This is a genomic window from Polaromonas sp. C04, from assembly GCF_002002705.1.
Lineage (GTDB): Bacteria > Pseudomonadota > Gammaproteobacteria > Burkholderiales > Burkholderiaceae_C > Rhodoferax_A.
This window is the reverse complement of the sequence record NZ_MUNS01000025.1, coordinates 124,283-148,091: the sequence shown is the minus strand read 5'-3', so window position 1 is coordinate 148,091 and position 23,809 is coordinate 124,283. Positions and strand designations below refer to the sequence as shown.

The 23,809-nt window shown below is 64.6% G+C and carries 26 protein-coding genes; 14 read left to right on the top strand and 12 right to left on the bottom strand.

The genetic code is table 11. The features are described 5' to 3' along the window. The first annotated feature begins 25 nt into the window (after positions 1–25). Both eno and B0E49_RS07030 read left to right on the top strand, forming a co-directional pair. Positions 26–1,309, top strand: a complete 1,284-nt coding sequence (gene eno / locus B0E49_RS07035) for a phosphopyruvate hydratase (protein ID WP_077561472.1) — start codon at positions 26–28, stop codon at positions 1,307–1,309. A gap of 12 nt (positions 1,310–1,321) precedes the next feature. Then, a complete protein-coding gene (locus B0E49_RS07030; protein WP_077561471.1) occupies positions 1,322–1,603 on the top strand; it encodes a septum formation initiator family protein in 282 nt (93 codons plus the stop codon). Positions 1,604–1,633: 30 nt separating this feature from the next. Here B0E49_RS07030 and hslO read toward each other — a convergent pair whose 3' ends face one another. After that, the gene (gene hslO / locus B0E49_RS07025; protein WP_077561470.1) at positions 1,634–2,623 is read right to left on the bottom strand and encodes an Hsp33 family molecular chaperone HslO; all 990 of its coding nucleotides are present in this window, start codon (positions 2,621–2,623) and stop codon (positions 1,634–1,636) included. A gap of 13 nt (positions 2,624–2,636) precedes the next feature. After that, positions 2,637–3,161 (bottom strand): gamma carbonic anhydrase family protein, encoded by a 525-nt coding sequence (locus B0E49_RS07020; protein ID WP_077561543.1) that lies wholly within the window; start codon positions 3,159–3,161, stop codon positions 2,637–2,639. A 39-nt stretch (positions 3,162–3,200) separates the two neighbouring features. Between B0E49_RS07020 and B0E49_RS07015 the strand changes: the two genes are divergently transcribed. Genes B0E49_RS07015 through B0E49_RS07005 form a run of 3 tightly spaced genes read left to right on the top strand, consistent with a single transcriptional unit; the run spans position 3,201 to position 5,414 of the window. Beyond that, entirely contained in the window at positions 3,201–4,037 is an 837-nt protein-coding gene (locus tag B0E49_RS07015; RefSeq protein WP_077561469.1) for a ferritin-like domain-containing protein, read from the top strand. Between the two features lie 38 nt (positions 4,038–4,075). Next, the gene (locus tag B0E49_RS07010; protein WP_144264474.1) at positions 4,076–4,903 is read left to right on the top strand and encodes a hypothetical protein; all 828 of its coding nucleotides are present in this window, start codon (positions 4,076–4,078) and stop codon (positions 4,901–4,903) included. Further along, complete coding sequence (locus B0E49_RS07005; RefSeq protein WP_077561467.1) at positions 4,881–5,414, top strand: hypothetical protein; 534 nt, start codon at positions 4,881–4,883, stop codon at positions 5,412–5,414. Before B0E49_RS07010 ends, B0E49_RS07005 begins: the two co-directional genes overlap by 23 nt. Positions 5,415–5,453: 39 nt before the next feature. Here B0E49_RS07005 and B0E49_RS07000 read toward each other — a convergent pair whose 3' ends face one another. Together B0E49_RS07000 and xerD are read right to left on the bottom strand one after the other, a co-directional pair. Continuing rightward, the gene (locus B0E49_RS07000) at positions 5,454–6,437 is read right to left on the bottom strand and encodes a Bug family tripartite tricarboxylate transporter substrate binding protein (RefSeq protein ID WP_077561466.1); all 984 of its coding nucleotides are present in this window, start codon (positions 6,435–6,437) and stop codon (positions 5,454–5,456) included. Positions 6,438–6,479: 42 nt separating this feature from the next. Next, positions 6,480–7,385 carry a site-specific tyrosine recombinase XerD gene (xerD, locus tag B0E49_RS06995; RefSeq protein WP_077561465.1) on the bottom strand — a complete coding sequence of 302 codons (906 nt, stop codon included), beginning with the start codon at positions 7,383–7,385 and terminating at the stop codon, positions 6,480–6,482. Between the two features lie 48 nt (positions 7,386–7,433). Here xerD and B0E49_RS06990 point away from each other — a divergent pair, with 48 nt between their 5' ends. Beyond that, positions 7,434–8,339, top strand: coding sequence for an AEC family transporter (locus B0E49_RS06990; protein WP_077561542.1), 906 nt, complete (start codon positions 7,434–7,436; stop codon positions 8,337–8,339). Between the two features lie 76 nt (positions 8,340–8,415). On the opposite strand, the gene queG is transcribed toward B0E49_RS06990, so the two are convergent. Continuing rightward, positions 8,416–9,459, bottom strand: a complete 1,044-nt coding sequence (gene queG / locus B0E49_RS06985) for a tRNA epoxyqueuosine(34) reductase QueG (protein WP_174571075.1) — start codon at positions 9,457–9,459, stop codon at positions 8,416–8,418. Positions 9,460–9,510: 51 nt separating this feature from the next. Here queG and tsaE point away from each other — a divergent pair, with 51 nt between their 5' ends. Beyond that, positions 9,511–9,993: a tRNA (adenosine(37)-N6)-threonylcarbamoyltransferase complex ATPase subunit type 1 TsaE gene (tsaE, locus tag B0E49_RS06980; RefSeq protein WP_286137860.1), complete on the top strand. Its 483-nt coding sequence runs from the start codon at positions 9,511–9,513 to the stop codon at positions 9,991–9,993. Then, on the top strand, positions 9,990–11,432 hold the full coding sequence (locus B0E49_RS06975; protein WP_077561462.1) for an N-acetylmuramoyl-L-alanine amidase: 1,443 nt from the start codon (positions 9,990–9,992) through the stop codon (positions 11,430–11,432). The genes tsaE and B0E49_RS06975 overlap by 4 nt, the downstream gene beginning before the upstream one ends. Before the next feature lie 31 nt (positions 11,433–11,463). Here the strand turns inward: B0E49_RS06975 and B0E49_RS06970 are convergent, their stop codons facing one another. From B0E49_RS06970 to B0E49_RS06960, 3 genes are read right to left on the bottom strand one after another with little or no spacing between them, the layout of a single operon-like run. Then, positions 11,464–11,967, bottom strand: a complete 504-nt coding sequence (locus B0E49_RS06970; protein ID WP_077561461.1) for an aromatic-ring-hydroxylating dioxygenase subunit beta — start codon at positions 11,965–11,967, stop codon at positions 11,464–11,466. Further along, positions 11,964–13,283 (bottom strand): aromatic ring-hydroxylating dioxygenase subunit alpha, encoded by a 1,320-nt coding sequence (locus B0E49_RS06965; protein WP_077561460.1) that lies wholly within the window; start codon positions 13,281–13,283, stop codon positions 11,964–11,966. Before B0E49_RS06965 ends, B0E49_RS06970 begins: the two co-directional genes overlap by 4 nt. A 51-nt stretch (positions 13,284–13,334) precedes the next feature. Continuing rightward, the gene (locus B0E49_RS06960; RefSeq protein WP_077561459.1) at positions 13,335–14,000 is read right to left on the bottom strand and encodes a DedA family protein; all 666 of its coding nucleotides are present in this window, start codon (positions 13,998–14,000) and stop codon (positions 13,335–13,337) included. A 60-nt stretch (positions 14,001–14,060) separates the two neighbouring features. On the opposite strand from B0E49_RS06960, the gene mutL reads away from it, so the two are divergent. Continuing rightward, positions 14,061–16,013 carry a DNA mismatch repair endonuclease MutL gene (gene mutL, locus B0E49_RS06955; protein WP_077561458.1) on the top strand — a complete coding sequence of 651 codons (1,953 nt, stop codon included), beginning with the start codon at positions 14,061–14,063 and terminating at the stop codon, positions 16,011–16,013. Here mutL and B0E49_RS06950 read toward each other — a convergent pair. Next, complete coding sequence (locus B0E49_RS06950; protein ID WP_077561457.1) at positions 16,010–16,744, bottom strand: PaeR7I family type II restriction endonuclease; 735 nt, start codon at positions 16,742–16,744, stop codon at positions 16,010–16,012. The genes mutL and B0E49_RS06950 overlap by 4 nt on opposite strands. A 12-nt stretch (positions 16,745–16,756) precedes the next feature. Then, positions 16,757–18,478 carry an Eco57I restriction-modification methylase domain-containing protein gene (locus B0E49_RS06945; protein WP_077561456.1) on the bottom strand — a complete coding sequence of 574 codons (1,722 nt, stop codon included), beginning with the start codon at positions 18,476–18,478 and terminating at the stop codon, positions 16,757–16,759. Between the two features lie 228 nt (positions 18,479–18,706). Between B0E49_RS06945 and gdhA the strand changes: the two genes are divergently transcribed. Continuing rightward, positions 18,707–20,050, top strand: coding sequence for an NADP-specific glutamate dehydrogenase (gdhA, locus tag B0E49_RS06940; RefSeq protein WP_077561455.1), 1,344 nt, complete (start codon positions 18,707–18,709; stop codon positions 20,048–20,050). A gap of 13 nt (positions 20,051–20,063) precedes the next feature. Here the strand turns inward: gdhA and B0E49_RS06935 are convergent, their stop codons facing one another. Continuing rightward, positions 20,064–20,498, bottom strand: a complete 435-nt coding sequence (locus B0E49_RS06935; RefSeq protein ID WP_077561541.1) for an EamA family transporter — start codon at positions 20,496–20,498, stop codon at positions 20,064–20,066. 209 nt (positions 20,499–20,707) lie between these two features. Between B0E49_RS06935 and B0E49_RS06930 the strand changes: the two genes are divergently transcribed. The 4 genes from B0E49_RS06930 to B0E49_RS06915 all read left to right on the top strand — a co-directional run bounded on the left by B0E49_RS06930 (position 20,708) and on the right by B0E49_RS06915 (position 23,249). Further along, positions 20,708–20,962 carry a type II toxin-antitoxin system Phd/YefM family antitoxin gene (locus tag B0E49_RS06930; protein ID WP_077561454.1) on the top strand — a complete coding sequence of 85 codons (255 nt, stop codon included), beginning with the start codon at positions 20,708–20,710 and terminating at the stop codon, positions 20,960–20,962. Next, positions 20,959–21,387: a type II toxin-antitoxin system VapC family toxin gene (locus tag B0E49_RS06925; RefSeq protein ID WP_217349225.1), complete on the top strand. Its 429-nt coding sequence runs from the start codon at positions 20,959–20,961 to the stop codon at positions 21,385–21,387. The genes B0E49_RS06930 and B0E49_RS06925 overlap by 4 nt, the downstream gene beginning before the upstream one ends. Before the next feature lie 115 nt (positions 21,388–21,502). Next, entirely contained in the window at positions 21,503–22,519 is a 1,017-nt protein-coding gene (gene miaA / locus B0E49_RS06920; RefSeq protein WP_502688699.1) for a tRNA (adenosine(37)-N6)-dimethylallyltransferase MiaA, read from the top strand. A gap of 85 nt (positions 22,520–22,604) precedes the next feature. Next, positions 22,605–23,249: an ABC transporter ATP-binding protein gene (locus B0E49_RS06915; protein ID WP_077561451.1), complete on the top strand. Its 645-nt coding sequence runs from the start codon at positions 22,605–22,607 to the stop codon at positions 23,247–23,249. A gap of 39 nt (positions 23,250–23,288) precedes the next feature. On the opposite strand, the gene B0E49_RS06910 is transcribed toward B0E49_RS06915, so the two are convergent. Beyond that, on the bottom strand, positions 23,289–23,720 hold the full coding sequence (locus B0E49_RS06910) for an Hsp20/alpha crystallin family protein (RefSeq protein WP_077561450.1): 432 nt from the start codon (positions 23,718–23,720) through the stop codon (positions 23,289–23,291). Between the last annotated feature and the right edge of the window lie 89 nt (positions 23,721–23,809).

Sequence of the window (23,809 nt, the reverse complement as noted above, 5' to 3'; positions counted from 1 at the left end):
TAACCAGCAGAAAAGAGCGTAGTGAATGAGTGCAATTGTTGACATCGTTGGCCGCGAAATCCTGGACAGCCGCGGCAACCCCACCGTGGAATGCGACGTGTTGCTCGAGTCCGGCACCATGGGCCGCGCGGCCGTGCCCTCGGGCGCCTCCACCGGCTCGCGCGAGGCCATCGAGCTGCGCGACGGCGACATGAAACGCTACGGGGGCAAGGGCGTACTCAAGGCGGTGGAACACATCAACACCGAAATCTCGGAATCCGTGCTCGGGCTCGACGCCTCCGAGCAGGCGTTCCTGGACAAGACCCTGATCGACCTCGACGGCACCGAGAACAAATCGCGCCTGGGCGCCAACGCCATGCTGGCGGTCTCGATGGCGGTGGCGCGTGCCGCGGCCGAAGAGTCCGGCCTGCCGCTGTACCGCTACTTCGGCGGCATGGGCAGCATGCAGCTGCCGGTGCCGATGATGAACGTGATCAACGGCGGCGCGCATGCCAACAACAACCTGGACCTGCAGGAGTTCATGATCATCCCGGTGGGCGCGCCGAGCTTTCGCGAAGCGCTGCGCTACGGCGCCGAGGTGTTCCACGCGCTCAAGAAAATCCTGCACGACAAGGGCATCAGCACCGCCGTCGGCGACGAAGGCGGTTTTGCCCCCAGCGTGGCCAACCACGAGGCCGCGATCCAGTTGATCCTGGACGCCATCGACAAGGCCGGCTTCGTGGCCGGCGAGCAGATTGCCATCGGGCTGGACTGCGCCGCCAGCGAGTTCTACAAGGACGGCAAGTACCACCTCGAAGGCGAAGGCCTCACGCTGTCGTCCGAAGAATGGACCAGCATGCTGGCCACCTGGGTCGACAAATACCCCATCATCAGCATCGAGGACGGCATGGCCGAGGGCGACTGGGATGGCTGGAAGCACCTGACGCAGCAGCTGGGCAAGAAGGTGCAGATCGTGGGCGACGACCTGTTCGTCACCAACACCAAGATCCTCAAGGAAGGCATCGACAAGGGCATTGCCAACTCGATCCTGATCAAGATCAACCAGATCGGCACCCTGACCGAGACCTTCGCCGCGATCGAGATGGCCAAGCGTGCGGGCTACACGGCGGTGATCAGCCACCGCTCGGGCGAGACCGAGGACTCGACCATCGCCGACATCGCGGTGGGCACCAACGCGGGCCAGATCAAGACCGGCTCGCTCAGCCGCTCCGACCGCATGGCCAAGTACAACCAGCTGCTGCGCATCGAAGAGGATTTGGGCGACATCGCCAGCTACCCGGGCCGCGCGGCGTTCTACAACCTGCGTTGAGTTGGCGCTTTCGTGGGTTCCCGCATTGTTCCGGTCATCCTGGTCGCGCTGCTCGCGGTATTTCACGCGCAGTTGTGGTTCGGCCGCGGCAGCATCCCCGAGGTGACGCTGATGCGGCAAAAGCTTGCGGCGCAAAAGCTTGCAAACGCGCAGGCGCAGGTCGCCAACGAGCGGCTGGCGTCCGAGGTGGCCGACCTCAAGCAGGGCCTGGACATGGTGGAAGAAAAGGCGCGCATGGAGCTCGGCATGGTCAAGCCCAACGAGATCTTTGTGCAGGTCACCAAGTCCAAGTAAGGGCGCCCCGCGCCCCTGGCGTCGCTGAACTCAGTGCGTTGCTGAACTGCCGGGCGGCTGGACAGTCGGCGCGGTAAAGATCCGCGCCGCATCGATAGCATCGAAGCGGTATTGCTTGCCGCAGAATTCGCAGCCCACCTCGATTTCACCGCGCTCGGCGAGGATGCTGGCGGCCTCGTCCTGGCCCAGACCCCGGATCATGCTGCCCACGCGCTCGCTGCTGCAGTTGCAGGCAAAGCGCGGGCCATCGCTGCCCGTTCTCGGCGCAAAGCGCACCAGCTTTTCCTGCCAGAACAGGCGGCGCAGAACGGTATCCACGTCCAGCGTCAGCAGTTCCTCCTGCGTCAGGCTGGCCGCCAGGGTCGCGATGCGGTTGTAGTCTTCGTTGCGGCCGATTTCATCCTCGTTGGCGCGGCTCACCATGCTGCCGGCCAGGTTGCCCTCGCCCTTGACCGGCATGCGCTGGATCAGCAAACCCGCCGCCACGGTGTCGCTGGCCGCCAGCACCAGCGTCGTGTCGAGCTGCTCGCTTTGCAGCATGTAGTGCTCCAGCACCTCGCTGAGCTTTTCCAGCTTCTCGTGCCTGTCGCCAAACAGCGGCACCACGCCCTGGTAGGGCCGCTGGCCCGGGAACTTGCTCAAGGGGTCGAGCGTGATGGCGCAGCGTCCGTGATTCGTGACGTTGACCAGCTGGCTCAGCGTGGCATCCGCCGCCACCGCGCCCACCACCGTGGCCGTGGCGCGCAGGCTCAGGTCGGGCTGCACTTCTGCCACCGCGAGCTTGAGCGGCCCGTCGCCAAAAATCTGCAGGATCAGCGCGCCGTTGAACTTGATGTTGGACTGCATCAAGACGCCCGCGGCCGTGATTTGGCCCAGCAGCTCGCGCACCGGTAGCGGGTAGGCGCCCGTGGCGTTGTTGGACTCGCGCCGGCGCAGGATCTCGGTCCACGCATCGGTCAGCCGCACGATCATGCCGCGCACCGGCAGCCCGTCAAAAAGGAATTTGTGAAGTTCAGACACGTGTCAATCCTGGTCAGCCGATTTTCTTCAAGCCCGCCCGAAAGCGCCGGGCATTGTCCACATAGTGCTGGGCGCTCAGCTTCAGGCCCGCAATCTGCTCGGGCGTCAGCTGGCGCACAGCCTTGGCCGGGCTGCCGATGATCATTGAGCCATCGGCAAACTCCTTGCCCTCGGTCACCAGCGCGCCCGCGCCGACCAGGCAGTTCTTGCCGATCTTCGCGCCGTTCAGCACCACCGCGCCAATGCCGATCAGGGACTCGTCGCCGATGGTGCAGCCGTGCAGCATGACCTTGTGGCCCACCGTGACGTTCTCGCCCACCGTGAGCGGCATGCCGATGTCCGCATGCAGCACGCTCAAATCCTGGATGTTGGAGCCGCGCCCGATACGGATGGTCTCGGTATCGCCGCGGATCACCACGCCAAACCACACACTGGCGTCCTGCGCCAGTTCCACGTTGCCCATCACCTGGGCGCTGTCGGCCACCCAGGCCGAGTCGGCCACGCGCGGCACCGTGCCGTCCAGTTCATAAATCGCCATATAAACTCCAATCATGCTGATCAACATGGAATTGTAGGGATGGCGCCGCGCCCCGAACTGCGGCACGGTGCGCTGGCTGCCCTGTGCCTCACCGATCCACAACAAAAAGTGGCTGCAGCCCAGGACCTGTATGCGCAGTCAGCTACTCTTTTGGTAGCAGATCATCTCGGCGCGGAAATGAAGGCTTTGTCTTGCGCGCCGGCATTTCCCGGCCGCCCCGCCCGGCCCGCGCTGATCCACCCCGCCCAGGTGCCCCGGCGCTCGTCCGCCAGTGTGGCGGGCCGCGCCGCGCTGGTGCACGCCATCTGCCACATCGAATTCAACGCCATCAACCTCGCACTCGACGCCGTCTGGCGCTTCGATGGCATGCCGCGCGCGTTCTACCTCGACTGGCTGCGCGTGGCCAGCGAGGAGGCCTCTCACTTCTCGCTGCTGCGCGCGCATCTGCAGGGCTTGGCGCACAACGGCCAGCGCTGGGACTACGGCGACTTCCCCGGGCACGACAACCTGTGGGCCATGTGCGAGAAAACCGGCGACGACGTGACGGCCCGCATGGCGCTGGTGCCGCGCACGCTGGAGGCGCGCGGGCTGGATGCCACGCCGCAGATCCAGGCCAAGCTGCGCCAGGTGGGCACGCCCGATGCTCTGCAGGCCGTCGACATCCTCGACATCATCCTGCGCGACGAGGTCGGCCACGTGGCGATCGGCAACCAGTGGTATCGCTGGCTGTGCGCGCAAGGCGGGCTGGAGCCGGTGGCGCACTACCGCCTGCTCACAGAGCGCTACGCCGCGCCCCGGCTGCACCCGCCCTTCAACGACGCGGCGCGCAGGCGGGCCGGATTCACCGACGAAGAATTGGCCGCACTGCTGCTGTAGCGCATCGCGGCGATCAGTGGCACGAAAGGAGTTCCGTCATGAATTTCAGGACACCCCGGTTGAATCAGCTCTTCACCATCAGCCCGACGCCCGAATGGCCCAGCGTCCTGTTCGAGACGGATGCAAGCGGCGCCCACACCTGGTTCTGGACGGTGACCTGGGGCGCGTTCTCCAGATCCGGCCAGAGCGCAACCGACGCAAATCAGTGGGACGCCAAGACCGCCATCACGAACCTCGGCGGAACGCTGACGGTGCGCGCGCAGGCCGGCACCGACACGGCCAGCATCACTGTGAAGATCCAGGGAACGAACCCGGTGGCCGGCGACGTCATCCAGTACCTGGCCAGCACAACCACGGGCGCCGGCTTTGACAAAATCCTGGCGCAAGAATCGAAATTCAGGCACTTCAATGCAGGCAACGAGCCCGTCAAGTCGTTCGACAACGGCTTCGGCATGTGCCAGCTCACCACGCCGCCGCCCAGTTTCGAACAAGCCTGGAACTGGAAACTGAACGTGGACGGCGGACTGGCGCTGTTCGGCAAGAAACGCAGCGGCGCGATCGCCTACCTGTCCCAAGGCGGCCGCTCCTACACCGACGAGCAACTCAAATACGAGACCGTTTGTCGCTGGAATGGGGGCAGCTATCACGTGTGGGACGCGAATGCGGGGGCCTGGAAAAGAAAGCCGAACATCCTGTGCGACTCCAAAACCGGCAACATCGGCTGGGACATGACGGATGCGCAAAACACGGGCAAAACCGAAGCGACGCTGCACAACCGGGACAGCGGCAAATACTCGAAGGGCCGCGCAGCGGGGGCGCACTGGATGTACAGCGGAGTCTGTTATGCGGATCACGTTCTGGGCTAGCCTGCTGCTGGCCCTGTGTGCATTTCAAACAGCGCAGGCCGATGAGGCCGTTCCAGGTCGCAGCAACCCTGCGGCTGTCCGGACAGCCGCAAAGTCTTGGGCCCCGCTCGAAGTTCAATCGCCTTCCGGAACCCACTACAGCGTCTGGGTCGTCCGTGACACATCCATTCCGGTTGGGGCCACGCCGGACAACATCGAGGTCGTTGCCGAAATCGGCAAACGGGCGCTTGTCTTCATCGACAGCTATCCCTCCATTTCGGGAGGAATGTCTTACTGCCAGGCCGGCCAGGAACGCTTCCTGCGTATCGCATCCATCGCCCGCAAGCTGGCTGTCGAAACCTTCCATGTGAAGCTCGAGAGCTGCAGCGACAACATCGAACTCGCCTCGCCGGGAATCGAGTGGCTGCCGGAATCGGCCACGCTGCGCATCCACTGGCTTCAGGGGCCGGACGGATGGGGAACGCCTGAAGCCCGCAGCATCCATATCGGCCCCGGCGCAACGCCGGATTGATTCACGACGGCTCGATGCTCACCGGCCGAACGAGCCCGCTCACTGCGCCCTGATATGCCCCGCCTTGATGACCCGCCCAATGTTGTCGTACTCACGCGCGATGGCCTTGGTGAATTCGTCGGCGCTGCCGCCTGTGGGAACGTTGTCGGTGGCCTGCAGTTTGCTGCGCAGGTCGGGCAGCGCGAGCGCCTGGTTGATGGCGCGGTTCAGCCGCTCCAGCAGCGCGGGCGGCGTGCGCGCCGGCGCAAAAACGCCGAACTGTGATGACAGGTTGGCGCGCGGATAACCGAGCTCGGCCAGCGTGGGCACCTCGGGCAGCGAATCCAGCCGCTTGGGCGCGCCCACGGCCAGCGGGCGCAGTTTGCCGGCCTTGACGTGCTGCATCACCGCCGCGCCGGCATTGATGGACAGGATTTCGAACTGGCCGCTGAGCGCATCGCCCATCTGCTGGCTGCCGCCCTTGTAGGGGATGTGTGTGATCTGCACCTTGGCCGCCTGCTCGATCTGCGCCAGCATGATGTGCCCGAGCGAGGCCTGCCCCGAGGTGGCCCAGCGCACGGCGCCGGGGCTGCTTTTGGCGGCGGCCAGCAGATCGCGAAAATCGCGGCTGGTGCTTGCGGGCGTGGCCAGCAGCAGCACGGGCGAATACATCACGCTGGCGACGGGTGCGATGTCGAGCACGGGGTCATACGGCAGTTTGCCCACGTGCGGGTTGAGCGAGAGCGGGCTGATGGCAGAAAAACCCAGGGTGTAGCCATCGGGCGCGGCCTTGGCCACCGCGTCCATGCCGATGCTGCCACTGGCCCCGCCGCGGTTGTCGATGATCACCGGCGTGCCCCATTGCGTGGCGAGCTTGTCGCCCAGCGCCCGCGCCACCGCATCGGCGACGCCGCCGGCCGGGTACGCCACCACGATGTGAACGGGGCGGGACGGCCAGCTCTGCGCGAGTGCAGGTAACGGGGCCAGGGCCAGGGCCAGCACCGACAGGGCAGCGAGCGAAGAGCGGCGGGAAATGGGCAGCATGTCAAAACCTCGGGAAGCAAAAGACTGCCATTGTGGGGCAAGTCAGCCGCGTGGATGGTGCTTGGCGTGCAGCAGCTTGAGCCGCTCGCGCGCCACGTGCGTGTAGATGGTGGTGGTGGAAATATCCACATGCCCGAGCAGCATTTGCACCGCGCGCAGGTCGGCGCCGTGGTTCAGCAGATGGGTGGCAAAGGCGTGGCGCAGGGTGTGCGGCGACAGCGGCGCCGTGATGCCGGCGGCGCGCGCATGCTTCTTCACGATCATCCAGAACATGACGCGCGTCATGCCAGAGCCGGCCTTGGCGCCGCGGTTCGTCACGAACAGGTCTTCGGTCTGCTTGCCGGCCAGCAGCTCGGGGCGGGCCTCGGTCAGGTAGCGATTGACCCACAGGCGCGCGACCTCGCCGAACGGCACCAGGCGCTCCTTGCTGCCCTTGCCCAGCACGCGCAGCACGCCGTCGCTCATGCTGACGTTGAAGGTCTTGAGCGTGACCAGCTCGCTCACGCGCAGGCCGCTCGCGTACATCAGCTCCAGCATGGTGCGCTCGCGCAGGCCGAGCGCGGTGTCGGTATCGGGCGCCGCCAGCAGGGCCTCCACCTGCGCCTCGGTCAGCGTCTTGGGCACGCGCAGCGCCTGCTTCGCGGCCTGCAGCTTCAGGGTCGGGTCGGCGCTGATGATGCGCTCGCGCAGGGCCCAGCGAAAGTAGCGCTTGAACACGGTCAGGCGCCGGTTCGCGGTGGTGGCCTTGGTGGCCGCATGCTTGAGCGAAAAATACCGGCTCAGATGGTTCTCGGCCGTGTCGTTCAGGCTGAGCTCCTCCCCGCCCAGCCAGTCCGCAAACAGGCTCAGGTCGCGCCGGTAGGCGCTCAAGGTGTTTGGAGACAAACCTTCTTCCAGCCACAGCGCGTCCGCGAAGGCGTCGATGCTGGACTGGCTGGCGGGGTGCATGCGGTGAAGATAACAAAAAAAGTCCGCCGTGCGGTTATTCTCGACGCGGTGAATTACCCCCAACTGCTGTTCCCCGATTTTTCGCTGATCCTGTGCGGCTACCTGCTGTGCCGCCACACCGCGCTCAACCGCACGGTCTGGGAGCCGGTGGAAGGCCTGGTGTATTACTTCCTGTTTCCGGTACTGCTGTTCCAGTCGATCATCAAGAGTCCGCTCGATTTCGGCGCGACGTCGGACCTGATGGCGGCAGGCCTGCTGGTGATCGCGATCGGCATCGCGCTGGCCTATGCGCTGCCCTGGCTGCCGTGGATCGGCCGGCATATCGATGCGCGGGACCACGCCGCCAGCGCGCAAATCGCATTTCGCTACAACTCGTTCATCGGTCTGGCGCTGGCCGGCAAGCTCGCGGGCCCCGAGGGACTGCTGTTGATGTCCGTGCTGATCGGGGTCTCCGTGCCGCTGAACAATATCGGCGCCGTCTGGCCGATGGCGCGCCACGCCAACCTCGGACTGGCGCGCGAACTGGTGCGCAACCCCTTGATTCTCGGCACTGCCGCAGGACTCGCCGGCAACCTGCTCGGCTTGCACATCCCGGTCTGGCTGGAGCCCACCGTCACGCGCATCGGCGGCGCTTCGGTACCGCTGGGGCTGATGGCGGCCGGCGCCGGCATGCAGCTGGGTCATCTGTCGCGCGCCAGAACGCTGGCCGCGGCGATGCTCTCGATCCGTCACCTGCTGCTGCCGCTGGTGGCCTTCGGCCTGTCGCGGCTATTGCGGCTGGAGCCGCTGCAGGCCACGGTGCTGCTGATGTTCTCGGCCCTGCCCACGGCGTCGAGCTGCTACGTGCTGGCAGCGCGCATGGGCTACAACGCCGCGTATGTGGCCGGGCTGGTCACGCTCTCGACCGTGCTGGGCATGCTCAGCCTGCCATTTGCGCTCGGGCTGCTGCGTTAGACACAATCGTGCGCCGGGCGCTATTGATCCGATAGCTACATGCCTATACCGCACAAGGGCTAGAGGCCAATTTTTTCTATTGTTCGAGCGCCCACGCGATGTGCTCTCGCACCAGTTCACTCGCGTCGTCAAAGCGCCGGTGCAGGGCCTCGACCAGCATGGCATCGTGCCCGCGGCGCAGCACGTTGCCCATCGCCACCGCCACATTGCGCAGCCAGCGCTCGTGGCCGATGCGCCGGATCGGGCTGCCCTCGGTGTAGCGCAGGAACTCTTCCTCGCTCCACGCGAACAGCGTCACGAGTTGCGCGCCGCTCAGGCCGGCGCGCTCGTCGAAGTCGGGCAAGGCGCTGCGCTGCGCAAACTTGTTCCAGGGGCAGGCCAGCTGGCAATCGTCGCAGCCATAGATGCGGTTGCCGATGAGCGGGCGCAACTCCAGTGGAATCGGCCCCGCGTGCTCGATCGTGAGGTACGAGATGCAGCGCCGCGCATCGAGCCGGTACGGCGCGACGATGGCCTGGGTCGGGCACACGTCGATGCAGGCGCTGCAGCTGCCGCAGTGGTCCGGCACCGGCTCGCTCGGCGGCAGGGCCACGTCCACATAAATCTCGCCCAGGAAAAACATCGAGCCCGCATCGCGGTTCAGCACCAGCGTGTGCTTGCCGCGCCAGCCCTGGCCGCTGCGCGAGGCGAGTTCGGCCTCGAGCACCGGCGCCGAGTCGGTGAACACGCGGTGGCCGAACGGCCCCAGATGCCCGGCCAGGCGCTCGCTGAGCTTTTGCAGGCGCGCGCGCAGCACCTTGTGATAGTCGCGGCCGCGTGCATAGACGGAGACGATGCCCTCCCCGGGCCGCTGCAAGCGCTCGAATTCAACCGCCTGCCAGTCGTGCGGCGTGCCCGAGGGCAGATAATCCATGCGGGCCGTGATCACGCTGACGGTGCCGGGCACCAGTTCGGCCGGGCGCGCGCGCTTGAGACCATGTGCCGCCATATAAGTCATGTCGCCATGGAACCCTTGGGCCAGCCACGCCATCAAACCCGCTTCGGCCGACGACAAATCCACCCCGGCCACGCCGATTTGGGAGAATCCCAGCTCGCGGGCCCACACCTGAACCTGGGACACCAATTGGAGACCGTTGATCTGAGAGTCGCTAATGCGAGGGAACGTCACCCCATGATTGTAGAAAGCACGCCCGACCCTGTCGCGGTGCAGGCCATCGTCTGGCAGACCGAGGCCGACACGCGCGCGTTTGCGCGCCGGCTGGCCGCACACCCTGCGCTGCGCAATGCGTTCATCGAGCTGCACGGCGAACTCGGCGCCGGCAAGACCACCGTCGTGCGGCATCTGCTGCACGCGCTGGGCGTGCATGGGCGCATCAAGAGCCCGACCTATGCGGTGGTCGAGCCGCACGAGGCCGCGGACCTGCACATCTGGCACTTTGATTTCTACCGCTTCGACGACCCGCGCGAGTGGGAAGACGCGGGCTTTCGCGACATCTTTGCCAGCCCCGGATTGAAGCTCGCCGAATGGCCCGAAAAAGCAACAAAGTACATCCCGCGCGCCGACCTTGCTATTAAAATTGAAGCCATGTTGGATGAGTCACGTCAAGTGAGCCTGAGCGCCCAAACGCCGCTGGGGCGGGAACTGCTGGCATGACGCGCGAACGCAGCGCAGCACCTGCACAGGCAAGCGTCGGGGCCGAGCCCTTCAGCCGCCGCAGCCTGCTCAAATCCGGCACGCTGGTGCTGCTATTGGGTGCGCAGCAAATTGCGCGCGGCGCCACCATCGTGGCGGTGCGGGTCTGGCCCGCGCCCGAGTACACGCGCGTCACCATCGAATCCGACGGGCCGCTGCAGGCCAGGCAGATTTTTGTGCCGAACCCGCCGCGGCTCGCGGTGGACATCGACGGCATCGACCTCAACCCCGAACTGCGCCAGCTGGTGGGCAAGGTCACCTCCAACGACCCCTTCATCAGCGGCGTGCGCGTCGGGCAATACGCGCCGGGCGTGGTGCGACTGGTGCTGGACCTCAAGCAGGCCACGCTGCCGCAGGTGTTCACGCTGGCGCCGGTGGCCGCCTACCAGTACCGGCTGGTGTTCGACCTGTATCCCACGCGCACGGCCGACCCGCTCGAAGCCCTGATTGCCGAGCGGCTCAAGGACCAGCAGCAAAGCGCGGGCGCCGCGCAAGCCGCCAGTGCAGCCACCGACCCGCTGGGCGAGCTGATGGCCAACCAGATGCACAAACCCGCCGCCGCACCGCGCGTTGCGGACGCTACAACTTCAATAGCAAAATCACCAGACTTCGCGAGGACTACGGCTCAAAAAGAAGCAAACAATGGGGCCGCCGCACCGGTCTTGAGCGGCAGAACCGACCGGCTCATCATCGTCGCGATCGACCCCGGCCATGGCGGCGAAGACCCCGGTGCGACCGGGCCCGCCGGCACGCACGAGAAAGACGTGGTGTTGAAAATTGCGCACCTGGTGCGCGACCGCATCAACGCCACCAGCATCAACGGCAACCCGATGCGCGCCTTCCTGACGCGCGACGCCGACTTCTTCGTGCCGCTGCAGGTGCGCGTGCAAAAGGCCCGGCGCGTGCAGGCCGATCTGTTCGTCAGCATCCACGCCGACGCGTTTTTGACGCCGCAGGCGCGCGGCGCCAGCGTGTTCGCGCTGAGCCAGGGCGGCGCCTCGAGCACGGCCGCGAAGTGGATGGCCGACAAGGAAAACAAGGCCGACCTGATTGGCGGCCTGAACGTGCGCGCCAAGGACGTGCAGGTGCAGCGCGCCCTGTTCGACATGAGCACCACCGCGCAGATCAACGACAGCCTCAAATTAGGCAGCGCGCTGCTCGGCGAGATCGGTGACGTGGGCAAGCTGCACAAGGGCCGCGTGGAGCAGGCCAGCTTTGCCGTGCTGAAGGCGCCCGACATTCCCAGCGTGCTGGTCGAGACCGCCTTCATCAGCAATCCCGAGGAAGAAGCCAAACTCAACAGCGACGCCTACCAGGAGAAGATGGCCGACGCCATCATGCGCGGCATCCAGCGCTATTTTGCGAAAAATCCGCCGCTGGCGCGCAACCGCGCGTTGTGAGCGGTGCGACTGCGGGTCGCGGGGCGCGCCTTCAGATCGGGTAGATCAGCGAGTTGAGAACCATCTCGCTGTCGTAGATGCACTGGCGACTTTGAAAGCGCAGGCCGGCCTCGGTGCGCACGATCCGGTCTATGTAGCGGCCCACGTTATAGACCTCGCTCACGCCGCCGGGTTTGGTCCGGAACACGGCGTAATGGGCCTGCGCATGAATGATGCCGTTGTCCACCGCCAGCACCTGCGCGGGGCTGACGATGTGCCGCATGTAGTAAGGCGTGTGGAAGATCGTCTGGGTCACGCCATAGACCCGGTCCTTCATCATGCCCTGGCTCTCCAGGTCGATCAGCGCCAGCGGCAGGCCGCGGTCGAAGTTCTCCCTGGCCTGCACCTTGTAGCTTGCATCCGGCAGAAAGAATTCGGGCCAGGCCTCGAAGCGCTGTTCGTCCAGCACGGCGGCGTAGGCGGCGTTGAGCTGGTCGATCTGGTGCTGCAGCAGCAGGGCTTCAATACTCCCGGCGGTCGGGGCGTCGGTACTCATACTGCCATCACCTTCTTCCAGTAGGCGTACATGCTGCGGATCAGGGTCTCCGTCACCATGTGTTCGGTCATCTCGGTGCCGGTGCCGCCCAGTTCGCACAGGGTCGAGCCGCCCTCGCCCCACTGCCGGAAACCGCCCTGGCTCAGTTCGATCACCTCGCCATCGTCGGCGCTGACAAAGCCGGCCGGGCCGAACAGGTTCGACTGGCGCAGCCGGCGCCGCGTCATCTCGGGCGTGTCGTCGGCAAAGCCGAAATGCGTCCAGACGAAATCGAACTCGCCCGCACCGCGCGGCACGATGTGGCGCGTGGACAGCGAGTTCACCTGCTGCTGGACGATGAGGCTGGGGAACAGCGTGATCATGGTCACGGTCGGCGTGATCTCGGCGCCCGGATTCGACGGGTCGGGGATACGCCACCACGGCTCCGGCACCACGTCCAGCAGGCGGTCGTCGTGCAAGGTCATGCCGGCCTTGAAGCTGGTCACGCCCTGCGTCACCGCGGCCTGCCCGCCTTCGTTCTTTCTGGAAATCATCACCGCATGGCGGCCCTGCGCGTCCATCACCATGCGGGATTTCTGGTCGGCCCGCCATAGGCCGAAGGTCACGAACCAGGTGTGCAGCAGGCCCGGGTGGTACGGGTCCTTGATGTTTTCCATCATCAGCTTCCAGTTGCCCGGAATGCGCTGGCGGTTGTAGCCCAGCAGCGTGAGCGTGCGGCCCTTGAAGATGCGCTCCAGCCACGGCATGACGTGGGGGCCGAGATAATCCTGCAGCGGCTCGGTCTCGTCACTGAAGGTGGCAAACACCAGCCCGTGCAGGGTGGCCACGCGCAACTTCGTCAGGCCATGGTCCTTGAGCTCGAAGCCCTCGGGCATGCCGCCGTTGACGCAGTCACCGTCCTTGACGCCGTCCTTGAACGGCAAGCCCGCCAGATCGCCATTGAGCTTGTAGGTCCACTGGTGGTACGGGCACACAAAACTGCGCGCGTTGCCCTGCAGCTTCTGGCAAAAGCGCACGCCGCGGTGCGCACAGCGGTTTTCCACGACACGGATGCCAATATCTATACCGCGGTCTTCGGGGGCCACACGGTCGCGCACCATCAGCACCTGGCGCTCGCCGATATGGCTCAGCTTGTAGTCGCCCACATTCGGGATCTCGACCTCCAGGCCCACGTAGCACCAGTGCGCACCGTAAAAAATGGCCTCCAGTTCGCGCTGGTACAGCTGGTCGTCGGTATAGGCCCAGAATGGAATGCGGCTGGAGCCCGGCGGGCTCCAGCGCGAAGGAGCAGAACTTGAAGCCTGAGGTGCGTTCATGGCACTCCTCGCATGGTGGCGGTTGACGGGTCTGAATAATATGCTTGATTATCAATTCTGACCCGCTGACCTCGATGCCGCCTGCCCTCTGCGCGCCTTCCAGGCGCCCAACAGGACGAACAGCCCCGGGATCAGGATCAGCGCCCAGATCACCTTTTCAAGATTCGCCTTGACGAACGGGATGTTGCCGAAGAAATAGCCGACGGTGACCAGGCCGCCCACCCACAGCGCGCCGCCGGTCACATCGAACAGCGTAAATTTGCGCCGCGTCATCTGCGCCACGCCCGCCACGAAGGGCGCGAAGGTGCGCACGAACGGCATGAAGCGCGCCGCCACGATGGTGATGCCGCCATAGCGTTCGTAAAAATTGTGCGCCTGGTCGAACGCCCGCTTGTTGAAAAACTTGGAGTCTTCCCACTGGAACACCCGGGGCCCGAAATAATGGCCGATCGTGTAGTTGGACTGGTTGCCCAGCACCGCGGCGGCCAGCAGCAGCGCAACCGTCAGCGGGTAGTTCATCAGACCCACGCCGCACATGGCGCCGGCCACGAACAGGAGCGAGTCCCCCGGCAAGAACGGCATGACGACCAGGCCGGTCTCGACAAAAATGATCAGAAACAGCAGCGCATAGACCCACAGGCCGTAGCTGGTGACAAACGCCTCGAGGTGCTTGTCCACGTGCAGGATGAAGTCGATCACGAAAGCAATGAGTTCCATGGGAAAGGATTATCCCCGGCAACCTAAAATGGCCCGGTGAACGCGTCTTCTTCCCATCCCATGCCTCCCGACACCCGCCGCCCGATCCGCGAACTGCCCGATGAGCTGATCAGCCAGATCGCCGCCGGCGAGGTGGTCGAGCGCCCGGCTTCGGTGGTGCGCGAACTGGTGGACAACGCGCTCGATGCCGGCGCCACGCAGGTCACGCTGCGGCTGCTGGCCGGCGGCGTGCGGCTGATCTCGGTGGAGGACGACGGCGCGGGCATTCCAGCAGGCGAGCTGCCCATCGCGCTCAAACGCCATGCCACGAGCAAGATCGGAAACCTCGCCGATCTGGAATCGGTCGGCACCATGGGATTTCGCGGCGAGGCCCTGGCCGCTATCAACTCCATAGCTGACTGCGCCCTGCTGTCAAGGGCTGCAGGCCAATCCAGTGCTTATTTTCTGGATGGCCGCACGGGCGAGCTGAAACCCGCCGCGCGCGCCGCGGGCACCACGGTGGAAGTCAAGGAATTGTTTTTCAGCGTGCCGGCGCGGCGCAAATTCCTCAAGACCGATGCGACCGAGCAGGCGCACTGCGTCGAGGCCGTGCGCCGCCACGCGCTGGCGCGCCCCGACGTGGGCTTTGCCATCTGGGCCGAGGGCCGGCTGGTCGAGCAGTGGCGCGCCTGCGGCAGCGACGATGCCGCGAGAACGCGCCGGCTCGGCGACGTGCTGGGCAGCGACTTCATCGCGCAGTCGGTGGCGGTGGACTACCGCGCCGGCGCGGTGCGCGTGAGCGGCCGCGCCGGCATTCCCGACGCTGCACGGGCGCGCGCCGACCAGCAGTTTTGCTATGTCAACGGCCGCTTCGTGCGCGACAAGGTGCTGACGCACGCGGCGCGCAGTGCCTACGAGGACGTGCTGCATGGCCAGCGCCAGCCGGTGTATGCGCTGTACGTGGAAATCGACCCGGCGCGGGTCGACGTGAACGTGCACCCGACCAAGATCGAGGTGCGCTTTCGCGACAGCCGCGAAGTGCACCAGGCGGTACGCCACGCGGTCGAGAACGCGCTGGCCGCGCCGCGGGCAGCAGCGGCCGCGCTGGCAGCGGCACCCGCAGTCGCCCCCGGTTCCGCGGCGACTGAATATGAGTCAAATCGGCCTCTAGCCCAGACGCCATGGGAACAACCCGCTATTGATTTCGCAGCAAATCAAAATCACCGGGTCTCCGATTTCGAGGCACTCTGGCCCCCCGCCGCTCAGTCGGGTTCACCTGCAGCGGTTGGCCGCTTTGGCGGCACTGACACTGGCATCGGCCTGTCCAATACCGTTCGGGCTGAGCCTGTCGAAGCCTCCTCCCGCGCTCAAGACAGCACTTTGCCCCCTCGACAAGTTCAGGATGAACCAGGCTCCGGGCCAACGGCTGCGGATACGCTTCCCGCCGGCGACTGGCCGCTCGGTCGCGCACTCGCGCAGTTGCAGGGTATCTACATCCTGTCCGAGAACACGCAGGGCCTGGTGATCGTGGACATGCACGCGGCGCACGAGCGCATCGTCTACGAGCGCCTGAAAACGCAGATGGACAGCGCCGCCATCGCGAGCCAGCCACTGCTGATCCCCGCCACCTTCGCGGCCACCGCGCACGAAGTCGCCACGGCCGAGGCGCACACCGACACGCTCAGGATGCTGGGCCTGGAGATCACGCCGTTTTCGCCCAAGACGCTCGCCGTGCGCGCCGTGCCCACCTCGCTGGCGCAGGGTGATGCGGTGGAGCTGGCGCGCAGCGTGCTGGCCGAACTGGCACAGCACGACGCCAGCACCATGATCCAGCGCGCCCAGAACGAGCTGCTCTCCACCATGGCCTGCCATGGCGCGGTGCGCGCGAATCGCCGCCTCACAGTGGACGAGATGAACGCGCTGCTGCGCCAGATGGAGCGCACCGAGCGCTCCGACCAGTGCAACCACGGCCGGCCCACCTGGCGCCAGGTCACGATCCGCGAGCTCGACAGCCTATTCCTGCGCGGGCGCTAGCGCGCAGCTTCTGCGGCAATATGCGCAGCGAAAGATCGTACGAAGGTCTTGAGGCCCGTCATTTCTGAAAGTTCAGAGTACGCACCTGTCTTGACGGCGCTTCGGGGTGAAGCAATCACGGACGCACTCGTGTAGAGCTGCTCCAGAACAAGCCGCTGACAGAGAATGTCGTAGCGCTTCAGGTACGAAGCACCCTGGAACTCCGGGAACACCGGGAAATGCGCCGATTTATCTTTTACTGGGGACCGCGAGCGCGGAGCGTCCTCGACGACCATCAACCAGCCAACAAAAGGCCTGGGCTGCTCTCCAAAAGCCTTCTCCCGGTAGGCAGTCCAAAAATCGTGGGCTGTGCCGATCGCTTCTTCTGTGCGATTGTTGAAGTTGTTACCAAACGAGGGGCCGACTTGACTCTTGAGCTCAATGGCCGCGACCAAATGGCCTTTGTGGATTACGACCAGGTCCCAAAGTTTGGTCGGGCGAAAGAACCCCGGCAACGTCACAAGCGCCCGACTCTGGTGAATGTCGGCGTGACCCAACCCATTGGCCTTGACCAGGCGAAGGAGTAGCGCAATAAACTCATCCAGATTTTTGCCTCCTGTGATTCCGGAGCGCTCGCCTTGATCGACCTTACCAAGCCCTATCTGTTTTTGCTTGGCCTTCTCCCGATTGCCCCAGAAAGCCTTCACCGCGTCCTTGGTCTTCTTTTCGTAGTTCGCCAAATCAAGAGCCATGATTTCCTGTCGTTACTGTGTGCCGGCGAGCACTTCCCGCTCCTGTTTCGTCAACGAATAGAGCACTGCCACTACCTCATCGCAGGCGTCAACGTCGAGCTCGACTGCTGCCTGCATGAGCCGCTCGCGCAGCGGCGCTGCAACGCTCTCCCACCGTGGAAGCCGGATGCGCCGAAGGTACTGGGCCTGAAAACGCAAGAAACCACCCCGCATCTTCGTCGAATAGGTTGCGATAAAAAGTCGCGTCAAACGGGACAGCAACACCGCTTGCAAAGCGCGCAGCTCCCACGTATCCGATGTCACAAAGTAGAGGTTGTGATGCGGGTAGAGCATGCCATTTTCGAACACCACCTGAGCCTCGCCTTTGATATCCGGAATCAAGAGCTTGGGCCGCCTTGCCAACGAGGGTGTAATACGATCAATAGTGCGGTACCAGTTCGCAGGCGCCTTCTGTGCAACGTGCCGGCCCACGATGGCCGGCTTGTGTGCTTCCAGATAACGCTTCAGTCGGGGAAAGTTCACCAAATCAACAAGCGGACCTTCATCAGTGAATGGGTTGATGACCCCATATCCCCGCCATTCAACCTGGCCCGTCCCAATATCTCGGGTCATTGCCAATGGTATCTTGCGATCGTCTTCCACATCAAGGTCACACATCATGCCGATGTAGACCTTGTCCGCTCCCGTTGCGACACCTATACCAACGTTGCAACCGGCTTCTTCAAGTGTGGGAAAAGCGGACTCAATGCGACGAACCAAATCAGTCCGTTCGGACGCATGTAAGACCCAAGGCGCTTCGCCGCTGGTCACGTCGCGCAGTTCATGAACCAGGGCGGATGGATTGGGCAACGTCAAAGCCCGAGCTAGCGTCTTGAGTGCTTGCACTTCAATTTCTGGCTGCGCTGCGACACGCGTCGGGCCTGGCGCCTCCTTGGCGATGAGAGTAATTGCCGGATAAGCAACCACCTCCGAATGAAACGCCGGCGTGTCCACCATGTCCACATAGGCCCGGAGGTGGAAGTTTCTTGCCACCAAAGCTCTCAAGGGTCCGCCGTAGCGATTCTTCATCCAGCGATCCGCACAGATAAGACCTAGTTTTCCGCCTTCAGCAAGCAGACAAAGCGACCGCTCAATAAAGGGAATGTAGAGATCCGCCCGGTCATAGAGCGTGAGAAAACGCCGGCGGTACTCCTGAAGCAGGGCAGCCGGGATGAGTTCTTGACGAACGTAGGGAGGATTTCCAACGACGAAATCGAAGCTCCCCGGCAACTGCGCCAGCAGGAAGTCGCCATGAATCAGCCACGCGTCTGCCAGCTCACTCGCGTCGGTAGCGGAGAAGCCCTCCTGACACAGGATCCCAATAACCTTTTCGCGTCCTCGATCAAAGGTGTCCCGGTGCAGCTCGACTGCACGAATACAGCCCGCGAGGCGCCCGACGTTCTTGCCTTCAGCGAGAGCCTTCTTCCGACTCGCAAGGAGTCGCCCAATGGCCGGCAACAAAAAATCACCACTACCAAACGAGGGTTCAAGCAAGGTGCGCTCGTAGAGAGGTTCGGGCGCTTCGTAACCCACCAGGTCGAGAATGAAATCCACAACCTCGCGTCGCGTAAAGATAGCGCCTCTCTCGCCCACACTTGACGCATGAGCAAGACCGTGCACGGCTTCGGTGACCTGGCAAAACCCCGGCAATGCGGGCTGCTCAAGAAGAAGGGGTTGGGAAAGGGTCGGCAGCATAGGTGTTGGCTCACATTATCGCCCTCGACCGTGGGCATCCGTGACACCGCCACGCCACGGCGCGGTGCGCGCGAATCGCCGCTCATCGCCTTTGCGGCGCCCGTTTCAGCACTTTCTTTGGGGCACCGGGTGCCCCCTGGATAGCCGGCGCACCAAAATGGGGATATTTTTTCCTGCAAAATACGTCTTTTGCATGACTTTATGCACCATTTAAGTGAAAGACGGCTGATGAAATTCCAGACCCTCCACGCGTTCCTGGGCCATGTGGCCGAACGCAACCCCGGCCAGAGCGAGTACCTGCAGGCCGTGACCGAAGTGATGGAGAGCCTGTGGCCCTACATTGAAAAACATCCCAAATATGCCGGCCAGGGCCTGCTGGAACGCCTGACCGAGCCGGAGCGCGCCATCATCTTTCGCGTCTCGTGGGTGGACGACCATGGCGAGGTCCGCGTGAACCGCGGCTTTCGCATCCAGCACAGCTCGGCCATCGGCCCGTACAAGGGCGGCCTGCGCCTGCACCCGTCGGTGAACCTCTCAATCCTGAAATTCCTGGCCTTCGAGCAGACCTTCAAGAACGCCCTGACCACCCTGCCCATGGGCGGCGCCAAGGGCGGCAGCGACTTCGACCCCAAGGGCAAGAGCCCCGGCGAAGTCATGCGCTTTTGCCAGGCCTTCGTGAGCGAGCTGGTGCACCACGTGGGCGCCGACACCGACGTGCCGGCCGGCGACATCGGCGTGGGCGGGCGCGAGATCGGCTTCATGACCGGCATGATGAAAAAAATCACGAACCGCGCCGACTGCGTGTTCACCGGCAAGGGCCTGAGCTTTGGCGGCTCGCTGATCCGCCCCGAGGCCACGGGTTACGGCACCGTGTACTTCGCCGAAGAAATGCTCAAGCAGAGCGGGCGCTCGCTGCAGGGCCTGCGCGTCAGCGTCTCGGGCTCGGGCAACGTGGCCCAGTACGCGGTCGAGAAGGCCATGGCGCTGGGCGCCAAGGTCGTCACCGTGTCGGACTCCAGTGGCACCGTGGTGGACGAAGAAGGCTTCAGCCCGGCCAAGCTGGCCGAACTCATGGAGGTCAAGAACCACCAGTACGGCCGCGTCAGCGACTACGCCACGCGCACGGGCGCGACCTTCCATGCCGGCGCGCGTCCCTGGGATGTGCCGGTAGACGTGGCGCTGCCCTGCGCGACCCAGAACGAACTGGACGCCAATGACGCCGCAACCCTGATCAAGAATGGGGCCATTTGCGTGGCCGAAGGCGCCAACATGCCCTGCACCATCGAGGCCGTGAAGGCGTTCGAGGGGCACGGCGTGCTGTATGCGCCCGGCAAGGCCAGCAACGCCGGCGGCGTTGCCACGTCGGGCCTGGAAATGAGCCAGAACGCCATGCGCCTGACCTGGCCGCGTGACGAGGTGGACGCGCGCCTGCACAGCATCATGACCAGCATCCACGAGGCCTGCCTGCAGCACGGCCGGCACGCCGACGGCAGCGTGAGCTATGTGGATGGCGCCAACGTGGCCGCGTTCGTGAAAGTGGCCGACGCCATGCTGGCACAGGGCGTGATCTGAAGCGGGGCCTGCTCTACTTCTTGAGCCCCAGCACTACGACCCCGGCGCCCACCATCAGGATGCCGAGCCACTCGCGCGCACCGGGCCGCTCGCCAAGAAAAACAAAGGCGAAGATCGCCACCAGCACGAGGCTGAACTTGTCCACCGGCGCAACCTTGGACGCATCGCCGATCTTGAGCGCGCGAAAGTAGCAGACCCACGAGGCGCCGGTGGCCAGCCCCGACAGCGTCAGGAACAGCCAGGTCTTGTTCTGCAGCGCCCAGGGATTGCTCCATTTACCGGTGGCGACAACGAAGGCCGTGAGCACGACGATGATGACCGCGGTGCGGATCAGCGTGGCGAAGTCGGAGTCCACGCCCTGCAGGCCGATCTTGGCAAAAATCGCCGTCAGCGCCGCAAAAAAGGCCGACATCGCGGCCCAGAAAAACCAGTTGCCTGCGGTGGTCATGATGATGGTGTCCTGTGTCACCGCACGGAATCGGCGGCCCAGGCCATTTTGACCGCGCGGCGCGGCCTTGACCAGCGCAGACATGGCGACGAGTCGAACCGCAAAGTCCCGTTGATGCAGCGTCGAACGAGCAAAGAGCGGCTTGCGCTTACCGCAGTCATGTAGTAACATTTCTACATTAACCAGCCACAACCTAAAGAGGTGCCGCCATGACCATCACGACCCTATCAAGCCGGGAGTTCAACCAGGCAGCAAGCGAGGCAAAAAAGGCTGCCAACAAGGGACCGGTGTTCATCACGGACCGGGGCCGGCCGGCCCATGTGCTGATGAGCATGGCGCTTTACCAGCGCCTCACCGGCAGCCGCCAGAAGATTGCCGACTTGCTGGCCATGCCGGGCATTGAGGATGTTGAACTCGAAACTCCCCGTTTGCGTGATCTCGCACGGCCGGCGGACCTCTCCTGATGTTTGTTCTCGATACCAATGTCGTGTCCGAGCTGCGCAAAATTCGCTCGGGATGCGCCGATGCGAGCGTGGCGAAGTGGGCCGACAGCGTGGAGTCCGTGGACCTGTACCTGTCTGTCATCACGGTGCAGGAGCTGGAAATCGGCGTGCTGCTGGCGGAGCGCCGCGACCCGGCGCAAGGCGCGGTGTTCCGGGCATGGCTCGACAGCCATGTTTTGCCCGCGTTCGCCGGCCGTATCCTGCCTGTTGATACGGCGGTGGCACAGCGCAGCGCGAGGCTTCATGTACCCGATCCACGTCCTGTCCGGGATTGCCTGATCGCTGCAACCGCACTTGTGCACGGCATGACCATCGTTACTCGCAACGTTGCCGATTTTGAGCCGTGCGGCGTGCTGCTGCTCAATCCCTGGGAGGCTCAGGAGTAATCGCATAGGCCACTTTGATCCGGCACGACCACCCTCCATCAGGGGCCGAGGGATGATCTGGTACGCTCAATTGAATGTCCCTCACGCCGCCCGCTCCGATGACTCCGCCCCTCTGCTGCCGGGGCGCAACAGCGTGGTGAAGCATCCCTATCCGGACGCCGCGCCGCTGCGCTATGTGGCGTTGACCGGACCCACGGCGGCCGGCAAGACGGCGGCGGCGATGGCGATTGCGCGCGCGCACGCGGTCGAGATCGTCAGCGTCGATTCGGCGCTGGTGTACCGCGGCATGGACATCGGGACCGCGAAGCCCAGCGCGGAAGAACGGGCGGCCGTACCGCACCACCTGATCGACATTCGCGATCCGCTCCAGCCCTACAGCGCAGCCGAGTTCGCGGTCGATGCACGGCGACTGATCAATGACATCAGCGCGCGTGGCCGCTTGCCGCTGCTGGTGGGCGGCACCATGCTGTACTTCAAGGCGCTGGCGCAGGGGCTGGATGCGATGCCGCCGGCCGACCCCGCGATTCGCGCCGCGCTGGAAGCCGAGGCGCTGGCATCAGGCTGGCCTGCCCTGCACGCCGAGCTGGCGCGCGTGGACCTGATTACGGCAAAGCGCCTGGCGCCCAATGATTCGCAGCGCATCCAGCGCGCGCTCGAGGTGTACCGCGCCTGCGGCCGGCCCATATCATCCTTTCATACTATTAAAACAATAGCTGACAGCGAAGACGCCACAAGGGCTACCGCCTTTATTTCCCTGGAACCGCAAGATCGCGGCTGGCTGCACGAGCGCATCGCGCAGCGCTTCGACGCCATGCTGGCCACCGGTTTTCTGGACGAAGTCCGAGCCCTGCGCGCGCGCGGCGACCTGTCCGCGCAGGCGCCCGCCATGCGCTGCGTCGGCTACCGCCAGGCGTGGGAATGGCTGGACGCGCAAGAAGCGCGCGGGCCGGGCGGCCTCCCCTCGATCCACGAGCTGCGCGACAAGGGCATCTTTGCCACGCGCCAGCTCGCCAAGCGCCAGCTCACCTGGCTGCGCTCCATGCCGGCACGCCGCGTGGTGGCCTGCGACGACCCCACGGCCGTGCAGCAGGTGCTGGCGCTTGTGCAGGCCTTCCAGGAGCAGCGCGCTTGAGCGTCGCCGGGCCGCCCCAAGGCGCGAGGGCCCCCTCGGGGAGCAGGGAGCCACGCGCAGTGGGCGACCGTGGGGGCGGTTTCCAATGAGCCTGGTCATCAACGCCTTGAGCAAACGCTATGGCGACCTGGTCGTTTTCGACAATGTCTCGCTCGAAGTCGCACCCGGTGAATTCGTCGCCATCGTGGGCGAATCGGGCGTCGGCAAATCCACCCTGCTCAACTGCATGGCCGGACTGGATACGTGGGATACCGGCTCGGTGCAACTCGACGGCGTGGACCTCAAAGTCTTGAGCGCCGATCAGCGTGCGCTCTTGCGCCGGCGCAAGGTCGGCTTTGTATTCCAGGCCTTTCATGTGCTGCCGCACCTGGACGTGGCGCAAAACGTGGCGCTGCCGCTGATGCTGCTGGGCCAGCACGACGATGCGCGCGTGCAGGACATGCTGGATGCCGTCGGCCTGCATGGCCTGGGCGCACGGCTGCCGCAACAGCTCAGCGGCGGCCAGCTGCAGCGCGTGGCGATCGCGCGCGCGCTGATTCATCGCCCCACCCTGCTGCTGGCGGACGAGCCCACCGGCAACCTGGACCCGGCCACCGCCGCCAGGGTGATGGATGCACTGATCTCGCAAACCCGCCAGCACGGCGCCTCGCTGGTGCTGGTGACGCATTCGGCGGCGGCCGCCGCGCGGGCGGACCGCGTGCTGCATCTCAGCGCGGGCGGCATCGGCTGACGCGCCTGCACCGGCAGCACATAGGCCGGATCCGCCCGCTTACTCGATGGCCAGGCGCTGCGCGCCGGTGCCCCCCTTCTTGGGCAGCGTCAGCATCAAAATCCCGTTGTCATACTTGGCCTTGGCCTGCGCCTGGTCGATGTCCTGCGGCAGCTGGAAACTGCGCGACACCGCGCCGTAGTAGCGCTCGCTGCGAAGTACCTTGTCACCCTCGGTCTGGTTGTCCTGCTGCTTGACTTCGGCGCGCAGCGTGACCACGCTGCCGTCCAGCGACACCTGGATGTCGTCCTTGCGCACACCCGGCACCTCGGCCTGCACGATGAAGCTCTGGTCGTTTTCCTTCACATCGATCCTGATCTGCGCCGGGCTCGGCAAAGCGTTCTCGCCGTGCAGCGGCTTGATGAAAAAGCCCGGGGCGAAATCCCTGAAAAAATCATCGAACAGGCTGTTGCGGCTGATCAGTGAATTCATGATGCATTTCCTTTCGCTCAAGTGATTAAATGAAAGATCACATGGCCAGAGCCACAATCAAAATATGTGGAACTTCCGGCGCTCTTTCA